The 21,339-nt window shown below is 71.8% G+C and carries 20 protein-coding genes; 3 read left to right on the top strand and 17 right to left on the bottom strand.

Translation table 11 applies throughout. From position 1 onward, the window contains the following. Positions 1 to 294: 294 nt before the first annotated feature. Together Srubr_RS05595 and Srubr_RS05600 are read right to left on the bottom strand one after the other, a co-directional pair. Positions 295 to 2,109: an ABC transporter permease/substrate binding protein gene (locus Srubr_RS05595; RefSeq protein WP_189996186.1), complete on the bottom strand. Its 1,815-nt coding sequence runs from the start codon at positions 2,107 to 2,109 to the stop codon at positions 295 to 297. Next, the gene (locus Srubr_RS05600) at positions 2,102 to 3,178 is read right to left on the bottom strand and encodes a quaternary amine ABC transporter ATP-binding protein (RefSeq protein WP_189996185.1); all 1,077 of its coding nucleotides are present in this window, start codon (positions 3,176 to 3,178) and stop codon (positions 2,102 to 2,104) included. Before Srubr_RS05600 ends, Srubr_RS05595 begins: the two co-directional genes overlap by 8 nt. A 154-nt stretch (positions 3,179 to 3,332) precedes the next feature. Between Srubr_RS05600 and Srubr_RS05605 the strand changes: the two genes are divergently transcribed. Next, entirely contained in the window at positions 3,333 to 4,253 is a 921-nt protein-coding gene (locus tag Srubr_RS05605; RefSeq protein ID WP_229926721.1) for a 5'-3' exonuclease, read from the top strand. 173 nt (positions 4,254 to 4,426) lie between these two features. Then, positions 4,427 to 5,278, top strand: a complete 852-nt coding sequence (locus Srubr_RS05610) for a siderophore-interacting protein (RefSeq protein ID WP_189996184.1) — start codon at positions 4,427 to 4,429, stop codon at positions 5,276 to 5,278. Positions 5,279 to 5,554: 276 nt separating this feature from the next. On the opposite strand, the gene Srubr_RS05615 is transcribed toward Srubr_RS05610, so the two are convergent. Next, positions 5,555 to 6,136, bottom strand: a complete 582-nt coding sequence (locus tag Srubr_RS05615; protein ID WP_189996183.1) for a GNAT family N-acetyltransferase — start codon at positions 6,134 to 6,136, stop codon at positions 5,555 to 5,557. Positions 6,137 to 6,294: 158 nt separating this feature from the next. Here Srubr_RS05615 and Srubr_RS05620 point away from each other — a divergent pair, with 158 nt between their 5' ends. After that, complete coding sequence (locus Srubr_RS05620; protein WP_189996182.1) at positions 6,295 to 7,260, top strand: pseudouridine synthase; 966 nt, start codon at positions 6,295 to 6,297, stop codon at positions 7,258 to 7,260. 16 nt (positions 7,261 to 7,276) lie between these two features. On the opposite strand, the gene Srubr_RS05625 is transcribed toward Srubr_RS05620, so the two are convergent. From Srubr_RS05625 to Srubr_RS05690, 14 genes are all read right to left on the bottom strand, one after another. Continuing rightward, complete coding sequence (locus Srubr_RS05625; protein WP_189996181.1) at positions 7,277 to 8,764, bottom strand: cytochrome P450; 1,488 nt, start codon at positions 8,762 to 8,764, stop codon at positions 7,277 to 7,279. Positions 8,765 to 8,810: 46 nt separating this feature from the next. Beyond that, positions 8,811 to 9,431 carry a GTP-binding protein gene (locus tag Srubr_RS05630; protein WP_030781273.1) on the bottom strand — a complete coding sequence of 207 codons (621 nt, stop codon included), beginning with the start codon at positions 9,429 to 9,431 and terminating at the stop codon, positions 8,811 to 8,813. Continuing rightward, positions 9,412 to 9,828, bottom strand: coding sequence for a DUF742 domain-containing protein (locus Srubr_RS05635; protein WP_189996180.1), 417 nt, complete (start codon positions 9,826 to 9,828; stop codon positions 9,412 to 9,414). The genes Srubr_RS05630 and Srubr_RS05635 overlap by 20 nt, the downstream gene beginning before the upstream one ends. Further along, entirely contained in the window at positions 9,825 to 10,229 is a 405-nt protein-coding gene (locus Srubr_RS05640) for a roadblock/LC7 domain-containing protein (RefSeq protein ID WP_030608271.1), read from the bottom strand. Before Srubr_RS05640 ends, Srubr_RS05635 begins: the two co-directional genes overlap by 4 nt. Further along, positions 10,226 to 11,896 carry a sensor histidine kinase gene (locus Srubr_RS05645; protein ID WP_229926720.1) on the bottom strand — a complete coding sequence of 557 codons (1,671 nt, stop codon included), beginning with the start codon at positions 11,894 to 11,896 and terminating at the stop codon, positions 10,226 to 10,228. Before Srubr_RS05645 ends, Srubr_RS05640 begins: the two co-directional genes overlap by 4 nt. Positions 11,897 to 12,264: 368 nt before the next feature. After that, the gene (locus Srubr_RS05650) at positions 12,265 to 15,117 is read right to left on the bottom strand and encodes a DEAD/DEAH box helicase (protein ID WP_189996179.1); all 2,853 of its coding nucleotides are present in this window, start codon (positions 15,115 to 15,117) and stop codon (positions 12,265 to 12,267) included. Between the two features lie 161 nt (positions 15,118 to 15,278). Further along, entirely contained in the window at positions 15,279 to 16,229 is a 951-nt protein-coding gene (tatC, locus tag Srubr_RS05655; protein WP_189996178.1) for a twin-arginine translocase subunit TatC, read from the bottom strand. 47 nt (positions 16,230 to 16,276) lie between these two features. Beyond that, positions 16,277 to 16,558, bottom strand: a complete 282-nt coding sequence (gene tatA / locus Srubr_RS05660) for a Sec-independent protein translocase subunit TatA (protein ID WP_030781297.1) — start codon at positions 16,556 to 16,558, stop codon at positions 16,277 to 16,279. Positions 16,559 to 16,817: 259 nt separating this feature from the next. After that, a complete protein-coding gene (locus Srubr_RS05665) occupies positions 16,818 to 17,012 on the bottom strand; it encodes a hypothetical protein (protein WP_189996177.1) in 195 nt (64 codons plus the stop codon). 98 nt (positions 17,013 to 17,110) lie between these two features. Beyond that, entirely contained in the window at positions 17,111 to 17,371 is a 261-nt protein-coding gene (locus Srubr_RS05670) for a hypothetical protein (RefSeq protein ID WP_229926729.1), read from the bottom strand. A gap of 184 nt (positions 17,372 to 17,555) precedes the next feature. Beyond that, positions 17,556 to 18,560, bottom strand: a complete 1,005-nt coding sequence (locus Srubr_RS05675; RefSeq protein ID WP_189996175.1) for a helix-turn-helix transcriptional regulator — start codon at positions 18,558 to 18,560, stop codon at positions 17,556 to 17,558. A gap of 14 nt (positions 18,561 to 18,574) precedes the next feature. Next, complete coding sequence (locus Srubr_RS05680) at positions 18,575 to 19,528, bottom strand: helix-turn-helix transcriptional regulator (RefSeq protein WP_189996174.1); 954 nt, start codon at positions 19,526 to 19,528, stop codon at positions 18,575 to 18,577. Between the two features lie 223 nt (positions 19,529 to 19,751). Beyond that, entirely contained in the window at positions 19,752 to 20,123 is a 372-nt protein-coding gene (locus Srubr_RS05685) for an FKBP-type peptidyl-prolyl cis-trans isomerase (RefSeq protein WP_189996173.1), read from the bottom strand. Between the two features lie 82 nt (positions 20,124 to 20,205). After that, positions 20,206 to 21,204, bottom strand: coding sequence for an FKBP-type peptidyl-prolyl cis-trans isomerase (locus Srubr_RS05690; RefSeq protein ID WP_189996172.1), 999 nt, complete (start codon positions 21,202 to 21,204; stop codon positions 20,206 to 20,208). Positions 21,205 to 21,339: the final 135 nt, after the last annotated feature.

Consider the following 21,339-nt stretch of genomic DNA (forward strand, 5'->3'; position numbering starts at 1 on the left):
ATGTTCGGCAAACCGTTTCACGTGCCTGTCACATCCCCGACACCTCCCTGATCCTCCACCCTCACTGTTCTCGCCAGCATCCCGGGGTGGGGACGGGCCCCGGAGCGGGTGCTCCGGGCGGATGAAGACGCCTGCCGGCCTGGCCCCGGCCGGGGGCCGGGGCCAGGGGTCGTCACGCGTGGTGATTGGCCTGAAGTGTGCCGCGACCGCAACGGCCCGAGGGGCGGGCGGCACCGGGCGCGGCTCCGCGTCCGGCGGCACCCGCCCCTCGGGAGGCGGTCCGGGCCGGTCAGGTCACCCGGCCGCCTCGCTGTGGGTGCCGGCCTTGGCGACGGGGGCCCACTTGTCGACCAGGCCGGGGTGGTCGCGCAGCCAGCCTCGGACGGCCTCCTGCTCCTTTCCCTTGCCGGCCTGCTGGATGCGTGCCTCCAGGCCGGTCAGCTGCTCCTCGGTCATCGAGAAGTCCCTCAGCCACCGGCCGACCAGCGGGTTGTCGGCGGCGAAGCCCTTGCGGGCGAGGGTGTGCACGCCGTCGCCCTCGCCCCAGGCGCCCTTGGGGTCCTTGAGCTTCTTCAGGTCGTAGTCGCTGTACGCCCAGTGCGGCGACCACAGGGTGACGAGGACCGGCTGGTGCCGGGCGTAGGCGCGCTTCAGCTCGGCGAGCATGGCCGGGGTGGAGCCGTCGACCACGTCGTACGTGTCCTGAAGGCCGTACTCCTTCAGCACCTCGCTCTTGAGCAGGCTCATCTCGCCCGCGCTGGGCTCGATACCGATGATCTTCCCGTCGAACTCGGAGGCGTGCTCCTTCAGGTCGGCCAGGGAGTTCACGTCCTTGACATAAGAGGGCACGGACAGCTCCAGGGACGTGGGGCCGTACCACTTGCCGAGGTCGTCAAGCTGCTTGCCGTACTTCGACCAGTACTCGGCGTGCGTGGTGGGCAGCCAGGAGTCGGTCTGGAAGTCGAGCTGGCCGGTGGCGAGACCGGTGTAGAGCGGGCCGGCCGCGTACTGGGCCGTGCTCACCTTGAAGCCGCGCTCCTCAAGGATCTCCTTCCACAGGAACGTGGAGGCGATGCCCTCGTCCCAGGGGATGTAGCCGATCCGGATCTCCTTGCCCTTGCCGACGTCCGTACCGGATGCCTCGGAGGTGCCCGCGGAGGGACCGAAGACGCCGAGTCCGCCCGCGACGAGGGCCAGGACGACCACACCGGCCAGGGCGACGGCCGGGCGCGGACGGTACGACCACGCGCGCGTGCGTGCCTTCACGGCGGCCCTGCGGCCCAGCGGGGAGAGCTGGGTGCCGAGCGCGCCGGTGACCCGGTCCAGGTAGATGGCGAGGACGACGATGCCGACGCCCGCCTCGAAGCCGTAGCCGATGTCGAGCTGGCCGATGGCCTCGTTGACGGCACCGCCGAGGCCGCCGGTGCCGACCATGCCGGCGATGACGACCATGGACAGGCCCAACATGATCACCTGGTTGACGCCGGCCATGATGGTCGGCAGGGCGAGCGGCAGCTGCACCCGCCACAGGATGTTCCGCGGGGTCGTGCCGAACGCCTCTGCGGCCTCGACCAGTTCGGCGTCGACCTGGCGGATGCCCAGCTCGGTCATGCGGACGCCGGGGGCGAGCGCGAAGATCAGGGTGGCGACCACACCGGCGGCGGTGCCCAGCCCGAAGAAGAGCATGGCCGGGATCAGCAGCACCATCGAGGGCATGGTCTGGAGCAGGTCCAGGACCGGCCGTACGGCGGCGCTGACCGCCTTGGAGCGGGCCGCCCAGATGCCCAGCGGGAGGGAGATCACCAGGGCGATCACGGTCGCCACCAGGACCAGGGCGAGGGTGGACATGGCCCGGTCCCACAGGTCGAGCGAGTCGACCAGGGCGAACCCGGCGAAGGCGAGGACACCGGCGAGCAGTCCGCGCAGCCACCAGGCGACGACGGCGAGGATGCCGGCCATCAGCAGCGGCTGGGGTGCGGTGAGCAGGGCGTCGATGCCGTCGTACATGCCCTCCATGACCGCCTTGACGGCGTCGAACAGCCAGGAGAGGTGGGCGACCAGCCAGTCCACGCCGGAGTCGACCCAGTCGCCGAGGGGGATCCTAGGCATGGCTGACCACCTTCCCCTCCGGGTTGTCGCAGGCCACGGGGGCGGTCGTCGTGTCGCCGAGGAAGCCGAGCAGGCGCCGGCGCGCCACCACCCCGACGACCCGGCCCGTGCCGTCCACCACCGAGACCCGGTGGGACAGCCGGGCGCTGATCGCGCACAGCTCCGCGAACGGCGTCTCGCGGGTCGCCGTCTCGCAGCCGCACAGCGGCGCGTCGGAGGTCACCGAGGTGTCCATGAGCGCGCCCGCCGTCAGCACCCGGGAGCGGTCCACGTCCTGGATGAAGGAGGCCACGTAGTCGTTCGCGGGCCGCAGCAGGATGTCCTCCGCGGTGCCGGTCTGCACGATGCGGCCGTCCCGCATGACGGCGACGCGGTCACCGAGCCGCATGGCCTCGTTGAGGTCGTGGGTGATGAAGACGATCGTCTTCTTCAGGGTCTTCTGCAGCTCCAGCAGCTGGTCCTGCATGTCGCGGCGGATCAGCGGGTCCAGGGCGCTGAAGGACTCGTCCATCAGCAGCAGGTCCGCGTCGGTGGCGAGGGCGCGGGCCAGGCCGACGCGCTGCTGCATGCCGCCGGACAGCTCGTCGGGCCAGGACGCCTCCCAGCCGGCCAGGCCGCACAGGGCGAGCGCCTCGTCGGCGCGGCGCTCGCGCTCGGCGCGGGGCACGCCCTGCACTTCCAGGCCGTAGGCGGCGTTGTCGCGGACGCTGCGGTGCGGGAACAGCGCGAAGTGCTGGAAGACCATGCTGATCTTCCTGGAGCGCAGTTCGCGCAGCGCCCGGTCGCCGAGCGCGGTCAGGTCCTGCCCGTCGAAGCGCACGCTGCCCGCGGTCGGCTCCAGCAGCCCGTTGAGCATGCGCAGCAGGGTGGACTTGCCGGAGCCCGACAGTCCCATCACGACGAAGATCTCGCCGGCCTCGACGCGGAAGGAGGCGTCGATCACGGCGGCCGTCGCGCCGTCCGCGCGCAGCTCCGCCCGGTCGGCGCCGCGCCGCAGTCGCTCCACCGCGTCGTCGGGTCGTCTTCCGAACACCTTGAACAGGTGCTCTGCCTCAAGCCTGGGTGACACGCGTACCTCTCGTCTCCGGGGACAGGACAGAGGCCGCGCCTCCCCAGGTCAAGCCGGGGCAAACCCGCAAGTGGCCGGGCTCACGGCAGTGCGCGTCACGCAACGCGTTCCCGGTCCGCGGGGCACTGTCGGTGCCGTGCGGCATGATGCGTGCGTGACCGGACGACTCATGCTTCTCGACACCGCCTCGCTGTACTTCCGCGCCTACTTCGGTGTCCCGGACTCGGTGCGCGCGCCGGACGGCACGCCCGTCAACGCGGTGCGCGGGCTGCTGGACTTCATCGACCGGCTGGTCAAGGACCACCGGCCGGACCACCTGGTGGCCTGCATGGACGCCGACTGGCGCCCGCGGTGGCGGGTGGACCTCATCCCCACCTACAAGGCGCACCGGGTCGCCGAGGAGCACACCGGCGCACCGGACGCGGAGGAGGTGCCGGACACCCTGGCCCCGCAGGTCCCGGTGATCGAGGAGGTGCTGGACGCGATCGGCATCGCCCGCGTGGGCGTCGCGGAGTACGAGGCGGACGACGTGATCGGCACGTTCACCGCGCGGGCCCGGGGCCCGGTCGACATCGTCACCGGCGACCGCGACCTGTACCAGCTGGTGGACGACGAGCGCGGGGTCCGGGTGCTGTATCCGCTCAAGGGCGTCGGCACGCTCCAGGTGACCGACGAGGCGGTGCTGCGCGAGAAGTATGGCGTCGACGGGCGCGGGTACGCGGATCTGGCGCTGCTGCGCGGCGACCCCAGCGACGGCCTGCCGGGCGTGGCCGGGATCGGCGAGAAGACGGCCGCCAAGCTGCTCGCCGAGTTCGGCGACCTGGCCGGGATCATGGCCGCGGTCGACGATCCGGGGGCGAAGCTGACGCCGTCGCAGCGCAAGCGGCTGACCGAGGCCCGGCCGTATCTGGCGGTCGCGCCGAAGGTGGTGCGGGTGGCCGACGACGTGCCGCTGCCAAAGGTCGGCACCGCCCTGCCGGACGCCCCGCGCGATCCGGCGGCACTCGCGGAGCTGGCGCGCCGGTGGGGGCTGGGCGGCTCGCTGGACCGCCTGCTGACCACGCTGACGAGCTGAGCCGGGGCCGAGGGACCGAAGGGCCGAGGAGGCGGGTGCGGCCCAGGGGGCCGGTGGGCCACACCGAACGAAAGATTCCGGCAAAAGACTCGCATCGGCGTTGATGAGAGGGGTGTTGCCTCCACCGAGGTGTTAACTTAGGTAAACCTAACCAACCCCGCCAGGAGGCCGTCATGGCAGAGCGCCCGGGACGAAAGCCGCGCAAGCCCCATACCGCCCAGGTCGTGCGTACCGAACGGCTGACCCCGCACATGCAGCGCGTGGTGCTCGGCGGCACGGGCCTCGCCGGATTCGCCGCGGACACCTGCACCGACCACTACGTCAAACTGCTGTTCGGCGCCGACGGTGTGAGCTACCCCGAGCCCTTCGACCTGGAGCGGATCCGCGCCGAGTTCCCGCGCGAGCAGTGGCCGGTGACCCGTACGTACACCGTGCGCGACTGGGACGCGGAGCGGGGCGAGCTGACGCTGGACTTCGTGATCCACGGCGACGCGGGCCTGGCCGGACCCTGGGCCGCCCGCGTGCGGCCCGGCGAGACCGTGCGCTTCATGGGCCCCGGCGGCGCGTACGCGCCCGACCCGGAGGCCGACTGGCATCTGCTCGCCGGTGACGAGAGCGCGCTGCCGGCCATCGCCCGGGCCCTGGAGACCCTCCCCGCCGGCGCCCGCACGCACGCCTTCATCGAGGTCTCCGGCCCCGAGGAGGAGCAGAAGATCGACACCGGGGTACAGGTCGTCTGGCTGCACCGCGGCGACCGGCCGGTGGGCGAGGCCCTGCTGGAGGCCGTGCGCGGGCTCGAGTTCCCGCCGGGCCGGGTGCACGCCTTCGTGCACGGCGAGGCGGGCGTCGTCAAGGAACTGCGCCGGCTGCTGCGCATCGAGCACCAGATCCCGCGCGAGGACCTGTCGATCTCCGGCTACTGGCGCCTCGGCCACAACGAGGACGGCTGGCAGGCCTCCAAGCGCGAGTGGAACGCCCGGGTCGAGGCCGAGCAGGAGGGCGGCACGGCGACGGCGGCGGCGTGAGCGGGCGAGCACCCATCTCATCAGCCGGGCCGGACCCGGCCTGAGCACGCCGGGGCCTGAGCGAGCCGACGGCTGAACAGCGGAGTGACGGGCGGCGGCCCCCACCACGAGGAACCGCCGCTCTCCCGGCCCCCGCGTGCGCGACCGCCTGTTCGCACCTCCGCCACCCGCCCACGCGCGCGCCGCACCGAGGTGGCCGCGTGCGCCGGGTACGCACCTCACGCCGCCCGAGTCACCTGGGGCACCCCGCCACCACGCTCCCCCGCCACCCCAGGCTCAGTCCCCCCGCACCCGCGCGTGGAAGTGCATGTCGTGCCAGCCGTCCTGGTGCTGGAGGGCGCTGCGCTTGGTGCCCTCCAGGGCGAAACCGGCCTTGGCGGCGACCCGGCAGGACGCCTCGTTGGCGGTGGCGTGGAAGAGTTCGAGGCGGTGGAAGCCGATCTCCTCGAAGGCCCAGTGGGACAGCGCGGCGGCGGCCCGGGCGGCGACGCCCTGCCCCCGCGCCCGCGCCACCGTCCAGTACGCCACCTCGGCCACGCCGTCCCCGAGCAGTATCTGCCGCAGCGCGACCCGGCCCCGCAGTTCGTCCGTCCGTTCGTCCACGACGGCCCACTGGGCCTCGTTCTCCCGCGCCCACGACGCCTGCCACTGCGCGATCCAGCCGGCGGCCTCCTCTTCGGAGTCGCAGGCCCGCATGTGCCACTGGTGCATCGCCGGGTCCTGGAAGGCGGCATACACGGCGGGCGCGTCCTCGGCCCGCCAGGGACGCAGGACCAGGCCGTCGGCGGCGGGAAGGGTGGGTTGCGGAACCCTGGCCAGGGCGCCGGCGGTCAGGACCGGCTTGACGAGAAAGGGCATGATCCACATCTTGCCGGGCCCACGCCCGGAGTCCCACCCTTTTCCCCGCATTCCCGGGTGACCGCGTCACCGCCTCCTTGACGCCACCCGCGCTCCCCTCACCACCACCGCCCCCTTGGCTCCGCCCGGCTCCGGCCCCCGCCGTACCCTTGACGCCGATGAGACGCCGTACGCCGCCCCCACCCGCCCCGCTCCCGCAACGCGACGGGGTCGATCCCGTACGGGTACGGCTGCCCGTCGGCGGGGCGTGGGCCACCGTGCGGGAGCATCTGGTGGAACGGCTCACCGGGGCCGGTCCCGGCATGGTGGAGGCGATGTTCGCCGCCGGCCAGGTGTTCGGCGCCGACGGGCGGGCCGTACCACCGGACGCCCCGTACCGGCCGGGAATGTACGTCTGGTTCCACCGCGAGCTGCCCGCCGAGGTGCCGGTGCCGTTCCCGGTGGAGGTGGTGTACCGGGACGAGCACATCGTGGTGGCCGACAAGCCGCACTTCCTGGCCACCACCCCGCGCGGCTCGCATGTAGCCCAGACCGCGCTGGCCCGGCTCCGGCACGAGCTGGGCCTTCCGACGCTGACGGCGGCGCACCGCCTGGACCGGCTCACCGCCGGGCTGGTGCTGTTCACCGTGCGGCCCGAGGAACGCGGCGCGTACCAGACCCTGTTCCGGGACCGGCGGGTACGCAAGGAGTACGAGGCCGTCGCCCCGTACGACCCTTCGCTCGCGCTCCCCCGCACCGTGCGCAGCCGGATCGTGAAGGAGCGCGGGGTACCGGCCGCCCGGGAGATCCCCGGCGAGCCGAACGCCGAGACCCGGGTGGCACTAGCTGGTCACCGGGCCGGGCTGGGCCGGTACCGGCTCGTCCCGGCGACCGGCCAGACCCACCAGCTGCGGGTGCATCTGGCCGCGCTGGGTGTGCCCATCCTCGGCGATCCGCTGTATCCCGAGGTGACCGGCCCGGTGCCGGCCGGAGACTTCCGGCGTCCGCTGCAACTGCTCGCCCGGCGGCTGGAGTTCACCGACCCGGTCACCGGCACGCACCACGCCTTCACCAGCGGCCGCGAGTTGAGCGCCTGGACGTCGTACACCGACTGGTCCGGCGAGCCCCGGCCGCACCACGGTTGACGCCCGGCCGGGGGTGTCAGCCGCCGTGCCACCAGCGCAGGAGCCGCTGCCACAGCCCGCGGGGACGGGATGGTTCGAGGGCCGCAGGGGCGGGTTCCGGTACGGACGGCGGCTGGTGGGCCGCCGACTGCGGTTCGGCGGCCGGGGCCGGGTCGCTGCTCAGCGCGCCGACCTGCCAGTTGGAGCGCTGCGGCGGGATCGGCATGGCCCGCGGCGGCAGGTCCACGTCCTGCTGGGGCTTCGGTTCGAAGCGCACCGGCAGGGCCACCAGGTGCCGGGAGGCGATGGACGACCGCCAGCGCAGGTCCTCCTCCGCGCAGTCGAGCTGGATGTCGGACAGCCGGGTCAGCAGCGCGTCCACGCCGACATCGGCGATGGCGCGGCCGATGTCCTGGCCGGGGCACTCGTGCGGGCCGCCGCCGAAGGCCAGGTGGGAGCGGTTGCCCTGCATGCTCTCCGACGGATCGGGCCGCACCTTCGGGTCGACGTTGCCGGGGGCGGGCGCGAACAGCAGCCCGTCGCCCTTGCGGATGCGCCGGCCGCCCAGCTCGGTGTCCTGCTTGGCGAAGTAGCCGAAGACCGTGCTGAACGGCGGCTCGTCCCACAGGGATTGCTCGATCGCCTCCGGCACGGTCATCTGGCCGCCGTTGAGCCGGGCCCGGAAACCCGGCTCGGTGAGGACCATGCGCAGCGCGTTGGCCAGGAGGTTCGCCGTCGCCTCGTAGGCGGCGAACAGGACGAGCCGCAGGTGTTCGCGGACCTCGTCGTCGGTCAGTCCGGCCGGGTGGCCGATGAGGTGACTGGTGAAGTCGTCCTCGGGCCGGGTGCGCCGCCGGGTGGTGAGCCGGCTGAGCGCGTCCATGACGTAGGTGTGGCTCTGGATGGCGGTCTCGGTGCCCTTCAGGGCGTCCCGCGCGGCCTGCACCATCCGGTCGTTGTACTCCTCGGGCATGCCGAGGATCTCGCACATCACGGCCATCGGCAGATGCTCGGCGAACTGGGAGACCAGGTCGGCCCGTCCGCGTTCGCAGAAGCCGTTGACCAGGGCCTGGGTGTGGCGTCCGATGTGCCGGCGGACGCTGCGGTGGTCGATGGTGGCCATGGCCGCGGTGACCGCGTCGCGCAGCCGCTCGTGCTCGGCGCCCTCGGCGTGCGAGCAGATGGGCTGCCAGGCGATGTGCGGCATGAGCGGGTGGTCGGGCTTGACCCGGCCGTCCTTCAGCGGGGTCCAGATCCGGCTGTCCCGGGTGTACTGCGAGGGACTGCGCACCAGTTGCAGGTTCTCGGCGTGCCCGAGCACCACCCACATGGGTACGTCGTCGTGGAGCAGCACGGGAGCCACCGGGCCGTGCTCTTCCCGCAGGCGTTCGTAGAGGCCGGCGAGGTCTTCGGCGTCGGGGCCGTAGAGCCGCCGCGGCCCCCCGGCGCCGAGGCCGTGCGCGGGGCAACCCGGCGGCGGGGCGAGGGAATCTGTGCCGGTCAGGGAGGGAGATTCAGACGTCACGGTGGTGTCGCTCCGGAAACGGATGGTGGGGTGGGCCGGCGGCGGGTCAGGTGAGGGCGCCGGACAGGGCGAGGGAGTGCAGGAAGCGGGTGAGGGTGAGCAGCACGTCCTTGCTGGAGGCCCGGCGGCGCACATCGCACTCGATGATCGGGATCTCCGGGCCCAGGTCCAGGGCCGTGCGCAGTTCCTCGACCGGGTAACGGGGCGCGTCCGGGAAGGAGTTGACGGCGACGACGAAGGGCACGCCGCGTTCCTCCAGCCGGCCCATGACGTCGAAGCTGACCTCCAGGCGCCGGGTGTCGACCAGGACGACCGCGCCGAGGGCGCCCTCGAACAGGCCGTTCCACAGGAACCAGAAGCGCTCCTGGCCGGGCGTGCCGAAGAGGTAGAGCACCAGTTGGTCGGTGATCTGGATGCGGCCGAAGTCCATGGCCACGGTGGTGGCCGTCTTGGACTCGGAGCCGTAGTCGTCGTCCACGCCGATGCCGGCCTGGGTCATGGTCTCCTCGGTGGTCAGCGGCCTGATCTCGCTGACGGAGCCGACCATGGTGGTCTTGCCGACGCCGAACCCGCCCACAATGACGATCTTCACCGCGGCCTGGGCCGTGTGCGGCAGATGATCCTCGGTGCGCGGGCCGGGGATCGTGTCAGAGCCTTTGAAGTCCATGCATCACCGCTTCGAGGAGGGAACGGTCGAAAGCCGCCTGGCGGACGATCGGGGCGCGGGCCTGCACCAGCTCCGCCTGGATCAGCTCGGTGATCAGTACGGTCATCGCGCTGAACGGCAGTTGGAGATAGGCCGAGAGCTCGGCCATGGACAGGGGGGCGGTGCACAGCCGGAGCACGGCCGCCATCTCCGGGGAGGCGGACAGCGGGGGCGCGGAGCGGGCCACGATCAGCGTCACCAGGTCGAGTTCCGCGCGCTTGCCGTCCGCCGATCCGGCGATGGTGTAGAGCCGTTCGGGGTTGCCGGGTTTCTCCGCACCGCCCGCCGGTTTCGCGACCGGTGCCGACGGGGGCGACGGGTGCTGCGGCCGGCGCCGCTTGCGTCGTGGAGGGGTCATACGGTCTGCCCGTTCCGCCGGGGCGGGCTGGTGAGGTGGGCGCCGATCCGGACGACGAGGTCGCGCATCATGCCGCTCATCCGGCCCGGTTCGCAGGTGACGTCCGCGAGCACGGCGAGGTAGGCGTTGGGGCCGGCGTTCATCAGGTAGAAGTAGCCGCCCTCGATCTCGAAGACCACGAGCTTCATGTCACCGGCGCCCGGCAGTTCCTGGATGATGGCGCCGGCCAGGCTCTGTACACCCGCGCAGGCGGCGGCCACCCGGTCGGCGGCGTCGGGCTCGCCGCCGTAGCGGGCGATGCGCAGTCCGTCGGCGGACAGGACCACGATCATCTCGATACCCGGGACGCCGTCGTTGAGCTGCTTGAGCATCCAGTCCAGGTTCGCTCGCTGCTGGATCACTTGAGGTCCCCCTCGTCGTCGGCCTCGGTGCCGCCCTGGGCGTATTCGGCCGGATCTTTGAGCAGATGCAGGTACTTGGTCGGGTTGCGGGTGAAGTCGGTCAGCTCGGGACCGGTGGCGTCCGGGGGCATGCCCTCCCTGAGGCCCTTCCAGAAGGCCTCGATCCCGGAGCCGATCGGCCGGTCCATGAGCTTCCTGCGCTCGGGGTCGATCTCGGGCTCGGGTTCCGGCTCGGTCCGGGTCTGCGACCAGATGGTGGGCCTGCCCTCGCGCTCGGCGCGCTCGATGGCGGCCTGTTCCGCGATCCGCTGGCTGAGCGGGGTCTTCACCCGGCTGCGGCGCTGCGGCAGCCCGGTCGCGGTCCACTCGGTGACCTCCGGAATGTCGTCCTCCAGGGAGATTCCGGCGGGGATCTTGGGGCTGGTGGGGCGGCGCGTCTTGGGCGGGCGCTTGGGACCTTCCACGGCGCCGAGTTCGGGCTTGGGGATGCCGGTGGCGCCGATGCCGTGGGCGACGCCGACACCGGGCTCGGTGGTCGTCATGACGCGCGGCACGATGAGGATCGCGCGGACGCCGCCGTAGGCGGAGGAGCGCAGCGAGACCTCCATGTCGAACTGCTTGCAGAGCCGGCCGACGACGGCGAGGCCGAGGCGCGGGTTCTCGCCGAGGTTGTCCGCGTCGTCGAGGTTCCTGGCGTCCTCGATGGCCTTCTCGATCCGGGCGCGGGACTCCTCGCTGAGGCTGACGCCCGCGTCCTCGATCTCGATGGCGATGCCGGCCTGCACCTCGGAGGCGGTGACGTGCACCTTGGTGGTCGGCGGCGAGTAGCGGGTGGCGTTGTCGAGGAGTTCGGCGGCGGCGTGGATGACCGGCTCGACCGCGGTGCCCTTGATGTTGATGTTGACGATGGAGCTCAGCTCGATGCGGCGGTACTCCAGGATGCGGGACATCGCGCCGCGCAGCGTGCTGTAGAGGGAGACCGGCAGCGGCCACTGGCGGCCGGGCCGGCCGCCGCCGAGGACGGAGATGGTGTCGGCGAGGCGGCCGATCAGCGAGGTGCCGTGGTCGATGCGCAGCAGGTCGTCGAAGACCTCGGGGTTGCGCCCGTGGTCCTCCTCCATCTCGCGCAGTTCCTTGGCCTGCTGGTGGACGATGGCCTGGACGCGACGGGCGATGCTCACATAGGAGCGCTCGGTGGCGTCGCGCATCGAGATCTCGTGGTCGGCACCGGTCAGCGCGATGCGCACCAGTTCGCGGTAGCCGTCGGGCAGGCCGCGCAGTTCGGGGTCCTCGTCGAAGACGTAGCGCACGGTGTCGCGGAGCGCCTCGCCACGACGCAGCCGGATGAAGCCGAGGGGCAGCACGTTCTGGGCGAAGTGGTCCATCAGGTGGTGGTGCAGCTCGATCTGCTGTCGCAGCTGGGCTGCGTGCCGGGCGTGTTCGGCCTGTGCCTCGCGGAGCAGCCGGCCGCGCCGGGCGGCCTCCCCGGCCGTGCCGAGGACCAGCAGCACGGCCAGCACTCCGCAGACGCCGACGGCCACCCGGGCCGTGGGCGGTACCAGGGCGACGGCGGCCCCGGCCGCCGCGGCCATCACTATGGCCGGCGGCAACAGCACGCGCGCATAGGGCCGTTCACGGCGACCGGGAGGCTTCTGAACACTCACCATGGATGCCTTCTGTAACGAATCGGCTGGGTGTCGGGTGGAGCTTGCGGGGGAAGGTATGGGGAACTGTCGGGACGCACTTCACATGTGGGAACAGGTGCACGAATTGCCTCAACTCGGTGCGCCGCGGGCGAGCTTAGCCCGACCGGATCAACGCCGTGTCATCTTCGGCAAGCACCTGAAATCGGCCCTCGACAGGAGTACGCTCGACTCCTTGCGCACACTGCGCTGTCGTTCACACACAGACAGTATCGGCGCACAGGCGTGCGATTGTCACTCACCGTAACGAGTGAAAAAGCAGGCGAGGCCGCACCCGGACAGGTGCGGCCTCGGTTCCCCCGGACGAGTGGTCTTGGCGGACGCGGGGTGGATCAGCCCACGGACGAGTAGGCCACCACGCCCCTCAGCAGCTGGTCGACGGCCTTGCGCGCGGCCTTGGCCACGGTCGAGTCCTCCGTGGGCGCGGCCGCGGAGATCTGCCCGAGGACGTCGATGACCTGCTTGCACCAGCGCACGAAGTCCCCGGCCGGCATCTCCGCCTCGCGCAGCACCTCGTCCAGCCCCTTGCCGGAGGCCCACATATAGGCGGCCCAGGCGAAGCCGAGGTCGGGCTCGCGCTGGCCGACGCCCTCCGTCTGGCTGATCCGGAACTCCTCCTCCAGGGCGTCGAGCCGGCCCCAGATCCGGACCATCTCGCCGAGCGCCGCCTTGGCCTTGCCCGAGGGCAGCTTCGGCGCCATGGCGTCGTCGCCGACCCGTGCCTCGTACACCAGCGCCGAGGCGCAGGCGGCGAGTTCGGCGGGGCCCAGCCCCTCCCAGACCCGCTCCCGCAGGCACTCGCTGGCCAGCAGGTCCAGTTCGCTGTACAGCCGCGCGAGCCGCCTGCCGTGCTCGGTGACCTCGTCACCCCGCAGATAGTCCAGCTCGGTCAGCAGCGCCACGATCCGGTCGAAGGTGCGCGCAATGGTGTTCGTACGGCCCTCGATGCGCCGCTCCAGCTGCGAGGTGTCGCGCAGCAGCCGGTGGTAGCGCTCGGCCCAGCGGGCGTGGTCCTCGCGCTGGTCGCAGCCGTGGCAGGGGTGCGCGCGCAGCGCCGTGCGCAGCCGCGCGATCTCGCGGTCGTCGGCGGCCTGCGAGCGCTTCTTGCGGGCCCGCTCCGGCGGGATGTGCCCGGCCTTGGTGCGCAGCGCGGAGGCGAGGTCCCGGCGGGACTGCGGCGAGCGCGGGTTGAAGGACTTCGGGATCCGCATCCGGTCCAGCGGCTCCACCGGCACCGGGAAGTCCATCGTCGCCAGCCGCTTGACCTGCCGTTCGGCTGTCAGCACCAGCGGGCGCGGCCCGTCATGGTGGTCGAAGCCGCGGTGCCCGTTGGAACGGCCCGCGGGCAGGCCCGGGTCCAGCACCAGCGCGAGGCCCGCGTACTTGCCCGTGGGCACATGGATGACATCGCCCGGCCTCAGCTTCTCCAGGGCGACGGCGGCCTCCGCCCGGCGCTGGGCGGCGCCCTGCCGGGCCAGTTCGTTCTCCCGGTCCTTCAGCTCCCGGCGCAGCCGCGCGTACTCCTCGAAGTCGCCGAGGTGACAGGTCATGGAGGCCTTGTAACCGGCCAGGCCCTCCTCGTTGCGCTGGACCTGGCGGGAGATGCCGACGACCGACTTGTCCGCCTGGAACTGCGCGAAGGACGTCTCCAGCAGCTCGCGCGAACGGTGCCGGCCGAACTGCTCGACCAGGTTGACCGCCATGTTGTACGACGGCTTGAAGCTGGAGCGCAGCGGGTACGTGCGCGTGCCCGCGAGACCGGCCAGGTGCTCGGGGCTCATGCCACGCTGCCACAGCACCACGGCGTGGCCCTCGACGTCGATGCCCCGGCGGCCCGCGCGGCCGGTGAGCTGGGTGTACTCGCCGGGCGTGATGTCGGCGTGCTGCTCGCCGTTCCACTTGACGAGCTTCTCCAGCACCACCGAGCGGGCCGGCATGTTGATGCCGAGCGCGAGGGTCTCGGTGGCGAACACCGCCTTGACCAGGCCGCGTACGAACAGCTCCTCCACGACCTCCTTGAAGGTCGGCAGCATGCCCGCGTGGTGGGCGGCTATGCCCCGCTCCAGGCCCTCCAGCCATTCGTAGTAGCCGAGGACGTGCAGGTCCTCCGGGGCGATGTGGGCGGTGCGCTCCTCGACCAGGGCACGGACCTCGTCCCGCGCCTCCTCGTCGTTGAGCCTGAGGCCCGCGTACAGGCACTGCTGGACGGCGGCCTCGCAGGCGGCCCGGCTGAAGATGAAGGTGATGGCCGGGAGCAGGCCCTCGGAGTCCAGGCGCTCGATGACCTCGGGCCGGCCCGGCGTCCACACCCGCGAGCGCTGTCTGCGCTCCCGCTCCCGGTCGGCCTCGCGCATCGCCCGGCCGCGCCTGCGGTCCTGGTACGACGGTCTGGTGGCCTCCATGCGGGCCAGGCGGACCAGGTCGGGGTTGACGGCCTTTTTGTGGCCCTCTCCCTCCTCGAACAGGTCGTACATCCGCCGTCCGGCCAGCACGTGCTGGAACAGCGGCACGGGGCGATGCTCGGAGACGATCACCTCGGTGTCGCCGCGGACGGTGTCCAGCCAGTCGCCGAACTCCTCGGCGTTGGAGACGGTCGCGGAGAGCGAGACCAGCGTCACCGACTCGGGGAGGTGGATGATCACTTCCTCCCAGACGGCGCCGCGGAAGCGGTCGGAGAGGTAGTGCACCTCGTCCATGACCACATAGCCGAGGCCGAGGAGGGTCTGGGAGCCGGCGTAGAGCATGTTCCGCAGCACCTCGGTGGTCATCACGACCACCGGGGCGTCGGAATTCACGCTGTTGTCGCCGGTGAGCAGGCCCACCTTGTCGGTGCCGTAGCGGCGGCACAGGTCGGCGTACTTCTGGTTCGACAGCGCCTTGATGGGCGTCGTGTAGAAGCACTTCTTGCCCTGCTTCAGGGCGAGGTGGACGGCGAACTCGCCCACGATCGTCTTGCCCGAGCCGGTGGGGGCGGCCACCAGTACGCCCTTCCCCGCTTCGAGTGCCTGGCAGGCCTCGATCTGGAAGGGGTCGAGGCCGAAGTCGTACATCTCGCGGAAGGAGGCGAGCGCGGTGGCCTGCTCGGCTGCCCGCCTGCGGGCTGCCGCGTACCGCTCGGCCGGTGAGAGATCCTCTGTCATCGTACTTTCGAGCGTACCGGGCCTCACTGACAACGCGACGATCATTATCCGGAACCCGCGCGGAGGGCCGGCGGGAGCCGTCGACGGTGGGGCGGCGGGTCGGTCCCGGGAGGGTTCCGGTACAGACGGATGCCCCCGTCCCCGGGACGGACCCGGGAGGCGGGGGCATCGCGTGCGGTGCCTCGGTGAAGGTGGGGGGCGGCCGGTTACGTCACGTCGTCGTAGCCGTTGACCCGGTCGGTGCTCGTCTGCTCGGGCAGCGCGCGGGCGGCGGAGACCGGCTCGGCCTCGCCGATGTCCTCGGGCGTGAGGTCCAGCTCGGCGGCCTCGTCGTCGGCGGGGCCCGCGGCCTCGCGCAGACGCCTGCGCTTGTCGTTGACGAGCGAGAACAGGACCGCCGCGAAGTACAGCACCCAGATCGGCCCGGCGAGGGCCACCATCGACAGCGGGTCGGTGCTCGGGGTGGCCACGGCCGCGAAGACCGTGATGCCGAGGATCATGGCCCGCCACCAGCTGAGCATGCGCCTGCCCGTCAGCACCCCGGTGAGGTTGAGCATGATCAGCAGCAGCGGCAGCTCGAAGGAGAGACCGAAGACGATCACCATGCGGGTGACCAGCTGGAGCAGGTCGTCGAGCGGCAGCAGGTTCTTGATCTCGCCGTTCGGCGTGAAGTCGATCAGCACCTTGGCGGTGGTCGGCAGCAGCTTGTACGCGAAGAAGCCACCGCCGAGGAACAGCGGGACGCCGGTGAAGACGAAGGCGTAGGCGTACTTCTTCTCGTGCCGGTGCAGACCCGGCGCCACGAACGCCCAGAGCTGGAAGAGCCAGATCGGCGAGGCGGCCACCACGCCGGCCATCAGCGAGACCTGCAGGGCGAGCGTGAACGGCGCGAGGAGACCGTTGATGGTGATCTCCGCGCACTGCGTCTTGCCACTGGACTTGGCCAGCTCCGCGAAGGTCTCCCGGCAGCCGACGGAGTCCAGGATCGGCTCCGTCAGGAAGTTGATGATGTCGTTGTAGTAGAAGGCCGCGACGATCGTCACGATGACGATGGCCAGCATCGCCTTCGCGAGCCGGTTGCGGAGCTCACGAAGGTGATCCGCGAGGGGCATCCGCCCCTCGGGATCCTTCTCCTTCTTGCGGGCAGGCTTGAGCAACCCACGTCCTCATCTCGTGCGGCAGGCCGGGACTCTCCGGCCTTGTGTCAGCGCTGGGCGGAATCCGTCGGCTCGTTGACCGGGCGCGAGCTGCTCACGTCGCCGGGGGCCGCCTGGATGGTGCGCTGGGCCGAGGACTGCTCGGTGGAACCGGACGCCTGGGTGGAGGTCTTGCCCTCTTCCTTCATCGCCTTCGCCTCGCTCTTGAGGATGCGGGCGGACTTGCCGAGTGAGCGCGCCATGTCCGGGAGCTTCTTCGCGCCGAACAGCAGGATGATGACGACGAGGATCAGAATGATCTCGGGAGCTCCGATTTTTCCACCGAACATGAATCTTTACCTTCTCACCGAGGCGGCTGGGTGGGGTGCTGTCCGACCAGTCGGACATGCGTCCGATGGTCGTGCTGGCAGCGATCGTAACGCTCAGGGGTAAACGTGAGGCAATCCCCGTGCGTACTCCCGGTCCGCAGTGCGGGCCTCGTTTTCCGCACTGCGACCAGCAGGGTACCTGCCCGGCAGGGCAGCATGACAGGGCGAAGCGGCCCAAATCCCTTGTATCGCTGGTCTCACAGCCACCGTCCGGCGCGGTTCACAGCGTGTCGACGGCACGGGCCGCGCTCACGCTCGCCCGCTCCAGGTCCTCGGCGGCCCGGCTGATACGGCGCGCCGAGTCCGTCACCTGCTGCCCGAGGCGTCGCGCCGCCACGAACACCCGGACGGCGAGCACCCCCAGGACGGCGAGACCCAGGAATCCCATGGCTACGGCGAACATCGGCCAGAACATGACGTCGAGACTAGACGGTCCGCCGCCCCGGTCCGCACCCGGCCGTACGGTGGCCGGCACCGTGCCGGTCCCCGTACGGCGGGCGGCCGGGCCGTCCGCTACACCCTGGAGTGCAGTCGCAGGGTCCTGACCCCGCCCCCGGTGAGCAGTTCCACGATCCGCTCCCCGGCCGGTTTGCGGACCGCTGCGCCGCAGTCGGGGCAGGTGAAGGAGTAGAACGTCGTCCGGCTGCTGGCGCCGATGGCGAGCCGCAGCGCGCTCGCGGCGAGCTCGAAGCGGCCCCGGCAGTCCGGGCAGCCCGCCTTGAACACCACGGGGGCCACCCTCCTCATCCCCGCGAAGGCGGTCGCCACCGTCATCTCACCCACGCCGGATTCCGGAGACTCGCTCACAGGCCCTCGCTCCTCTTCCCCTGGTCGTTCGCTGGTAGCAGCCGAATCCTCTGGTCGCAGCCGATCACACCCGGACGTTCGCCGTCAGGGCCGTACGGCCCCGTTCGCGGTGGCCGTGCGACCCCGGTCGCCCGCGGCACCCGCGCCGGGTCTACGGCACCCGTACCGCGTCGGCGGGAACGTCGTACGCCGCGAGGGCCTCGCGGGCCGCCCGGCGGGCGCTCTCGGCCAGCTCGGGCGGCGAGACGATCCGGCCGTCGCGGCCGAGCCGCAGCGCCAGCCGGCGCAGGGAGGCCGGGTCGGGGGTGCGCAGGGTGATGCGCAGCCCGCCGTCGTCAAGCTCGTCGGCACTGTCGTGCGGGTAGTACTCGGCGACCCAGCGACCGCCGGGACCGACCTCGACGACGACCTCCGGGTCCTCGGCGGCCGGCTGCACCAGGCCCTCGGAGAGGTCGCGCAGTTCTATCTCGGGCGGGGCCGAGGGCGCGTCGAGGATCCTGATCTCGGCGACCCGGTCCAGCCGGAAGGTCCGCCGGGCCTCCGAGCGGCGGCACCACGCCTCCACATAGGTGTGGCCGACGCTGACCAGCCGGATGGGGTCGATCTCGCGCTCGGTGACCTCGTCGCGGGCCGGCGAGTAGTAGCGGATCCACAGCCGGCGGCGCTCGGAGATCGCCCGGTCGACGTCGGCGAAGACGCCGCCCTCGGACTCGAAGGTCACCGACAGCCGGGAGCTGGCGCCGGCCGCCTCGCCGGCCGCGGCCTCCACCTTGGCGGTGGCCCGCAGCAGGGCCTGGCGGTCGCCCTCCCGCAGGCCGGGCAGCGTGGCCACCGCGCGGGCCGCGACCAGCAGGGCCGTGGCCTCGTCGGCGGCCAGCCGCAGCGGCTCGGCCGCCTCCTCGCCGAGCGCGGCCGGATTGTGCCACCAGATGCGCTCGCCGTCGGTGTCGATGTCCAGCAGATCGCCGCCGCGGAAGCTGGTGCCGCACATGGGCAGCACATCGAGGTCGGCGACCAGCTCGTCCTCGCTGATGCCGAAGGCGCGCGCGACATCGGCGATCCGGGCGCCGGGGCGCTCGCGCAGATACGTCACCAGGGAGAGCATCCGCCGGGTCTGGTCGATCGCGTTGCCGGTCCTGACTGGTTTGCCTGCCACTGTCCCGCTCCCCCTCAGCCCTCGGCCACGGCGCGCAGCCGGTCCACCACGTCGGCCCGCAGCTCGGCCGGCTCCAGGACCACCACGTCCGGTCCGAACTCCACCAGCCAGGCGTCCAGGCCGTGCCCGTACGGAATCTCCAACTCGTCCCAGCCGTCACCCAGTTCCCGGACCTTGACGGCCTTCGCCCGAAGGGGGTAACCGGCGCCGGAACGCAGCCGGATCAGCGCCGAGCGGTCGGCGATCTCGCCGGCCCAGCTCGCGACGGTCTCGCGCACGGTGACGACGTCCGGCACCGGCGCGGTGAAGCCCGTACCGCGGGAGCGGACCTTGCCGGTGATCCGGGACAGCCGGAAGACGCGTTCGGCGCCCCGGTCGCGGTCGAATCCGGCCAGGTACCAGTGGCCGCGCCAGCACTCCAGCGCCCAGGGTTCGACGTGCCGGGGCTCGGGGCGGGCGGCGGTGGCCTTGCGGTAGTCGAAGAGGACCGTGCGGCGGTCGCGGCAGGCCAGCATCAGCGGCTCGAAGGCGGCCTCGTGCACCGGGATGCGCGGCTCCAGGGCGCCGTGCGCGCCGTACGGGTCGACGTCCTCGGGCAGCCCGGCGGCGCGCAGCTTCTGCAGGGCCCCGCTGGCCGCGCCGGCCAGCCGGGCCTGCTGCCAGACCTTGGCGGCGAGACCAAGGGCGGCGGCCTCCTCGGCGTCCAGGGTGATGGGGGGCAAGCGGTTGCTGTCGCGGCGGGCGAGATAGCCGACCTCGCCGTCCAGGTTCTCGACGGTCTCGATGACCAGGCCCAGCTCGCGCAGGTCGTCCTTGTCGCGCTCGAACATGCGGTTGAAGGAGTCGTCGGAGCCCGCCTCCAGATAGGCCTCGATGGACTCGCGCAGCTCGCGCTTGCTGAGCGGCCGACGCGCGCCGAGCAGACACAGCGCGAGGTTCATCAGCCGCTCGGCCTTGGCAATGGCCATCGACGCCCTTCGCCTTCCCTATGGTGCTTCCGACCGATGACCGTACCGCTCCGCGGGGCATCGGCAAAAGCCGAGGGCCCATGCCCGGCCGGGCATGGGCCCCACGTGATCGCGTCCGGTCCGGTCCGCGCGCCCCGGCGCGGCCGGTTCCGGCCGGCCGGGTGCGGGGCGTTCCGGACGCCGAGCGCGCCGGTCGACAGCGACCGGGACGCCCCGGCGTGGCTCAGACGCCGAGCAGGTCCACCACGAAGATGAGGGTCTCGCCGGGCTTGATCGCCGGGGTCGGGCTCTGGTCGCCGTAGGCGAGGTGGGCCGGGATGGTCAGCTGGCGGCGGCCGCCGACCTTCATGCCCTGCACGCCACGGTCCCAGCCGGCGATGACCCGGCCGGCGCCCAGCGGGAACTTGAACGGAGTACCGCGGTTCCAGCTGGCGTCGAACTCCTCGCCGGTGCTGAAGGCGACGCCCACGTAGTGGACGGTGACCGTCTGGCCCGCCTGCGCGACCGGCCCGTTGCCCTCCCAGATGTCCTTGATCTCAAGGTCGGCCGGGGGCGCGCCCTCCGGGAAGTCGATCTCGGGCTTGTCGATGTTCACGTCAAAAGCTCCTGCGTGTGTACGGCATGAATCCCGGACAGTCTTTCACCCCGCCGGCCTTCCGGCCGCCACGGGCCCCGCGCTACATCGCCGCGAGGATGTCCACCGTGAACACGAGGGTGGAGCCCTTCTTGATGGCTCCGCCGTCCGGCGGATTGTCGCCGTAGCCCAGCTCGGGCGGGACGACGATCAACACCCTGCTGCCCACCTTCTTGCCGGTCAGGCCCTGGGCCAGGCCCTTGACCGCCTCCTGCATCTGCTTCAGCGAGAACTGGCTGAGCCGCCCCGAGCCGTACGTCCGCTCGAACGTCTTGCCACCGTCCCAGACCAGGCCCTGGAACTGGCACAGCACCGTCTGGTCGGCCTTCAGCGCGGGACCGTCGCCCTCCAGGACGTACCGCGACACGAGCTTCTTCGGCGGGGCCGCCCGGGGGACGGTGACCTTCGGCGCCTTGCCGTCGGTGCCGGTGCCCACCTCGGGCAGGCCGGTGTCGGTCTGCGGGACCGGGGTGCCCTTGGCGGAGCTCCTGGAGTTGAAGGACTCGAGCAGGTCGATGACGAAGACCAGGGTGTCGGTGCCCCCGATGCCCGCCTGCGGGTTGCCGCCCGCGCCGTAGCCCCAGGTGGGCGGGACGGCGATCTCGACCCGGCTGCCGGTCTTCTTGCCCTGGAGGGCGTACCGCCAGCCGTCGATGATGCTGCCCTGGGCGAGCTGCATGACCAGCGGACGCCCGCGGTCGTAGGAGTTGTCGAAGACCTTGCCGGTGTCCCAGATCTGGCCGAGGTAGTCCGCCCGGATGAACTCGTTCTCCGCGACCGTCCGCCCGCCGCCCGCGATCACCGTCCGGACCGCGAGGTTCTTCGACGGGGTGCCCGGTCCCTTGGCGACCGTCGGCTTCTCGCCGAACCTCTTGCCCGCCGTGATCGCCGGCAGCGGCCCGTCCACGATCTTGGGCGGAGGCGCGGCGGACGCCGACGGCGAGGCCTCGGGACTGTAGGGGTCGAGGGAGTCGGCACCGCATCCGGCGAGGGTGACCAGTCCTGCGGGTACGGCGGCGAGGAGAAGCGAGCGTCGGCGCACGGAAGAGCCTCGTAATCGATCGGGTCCGGCGGGTGGCGTGCGCGCAACTCTACGACGCGAGACGGGCGCCGTACGGGAAACGTACGGCGCCCGTGTGGCGTTCGGTGCGTGTCGCGGCCGGGCGGACGGTCCGCC

This window comes from Streptomyces rubradiris (assembly GCF_016860525.1).
In the GTDB taxonomy this organism is placed as follows: Bacteria; Actinomycetota; Actinomycetes; order Streptomycetales; family Streptomycetaceae; genus Streptomyces; species Streptomyces rubradiris.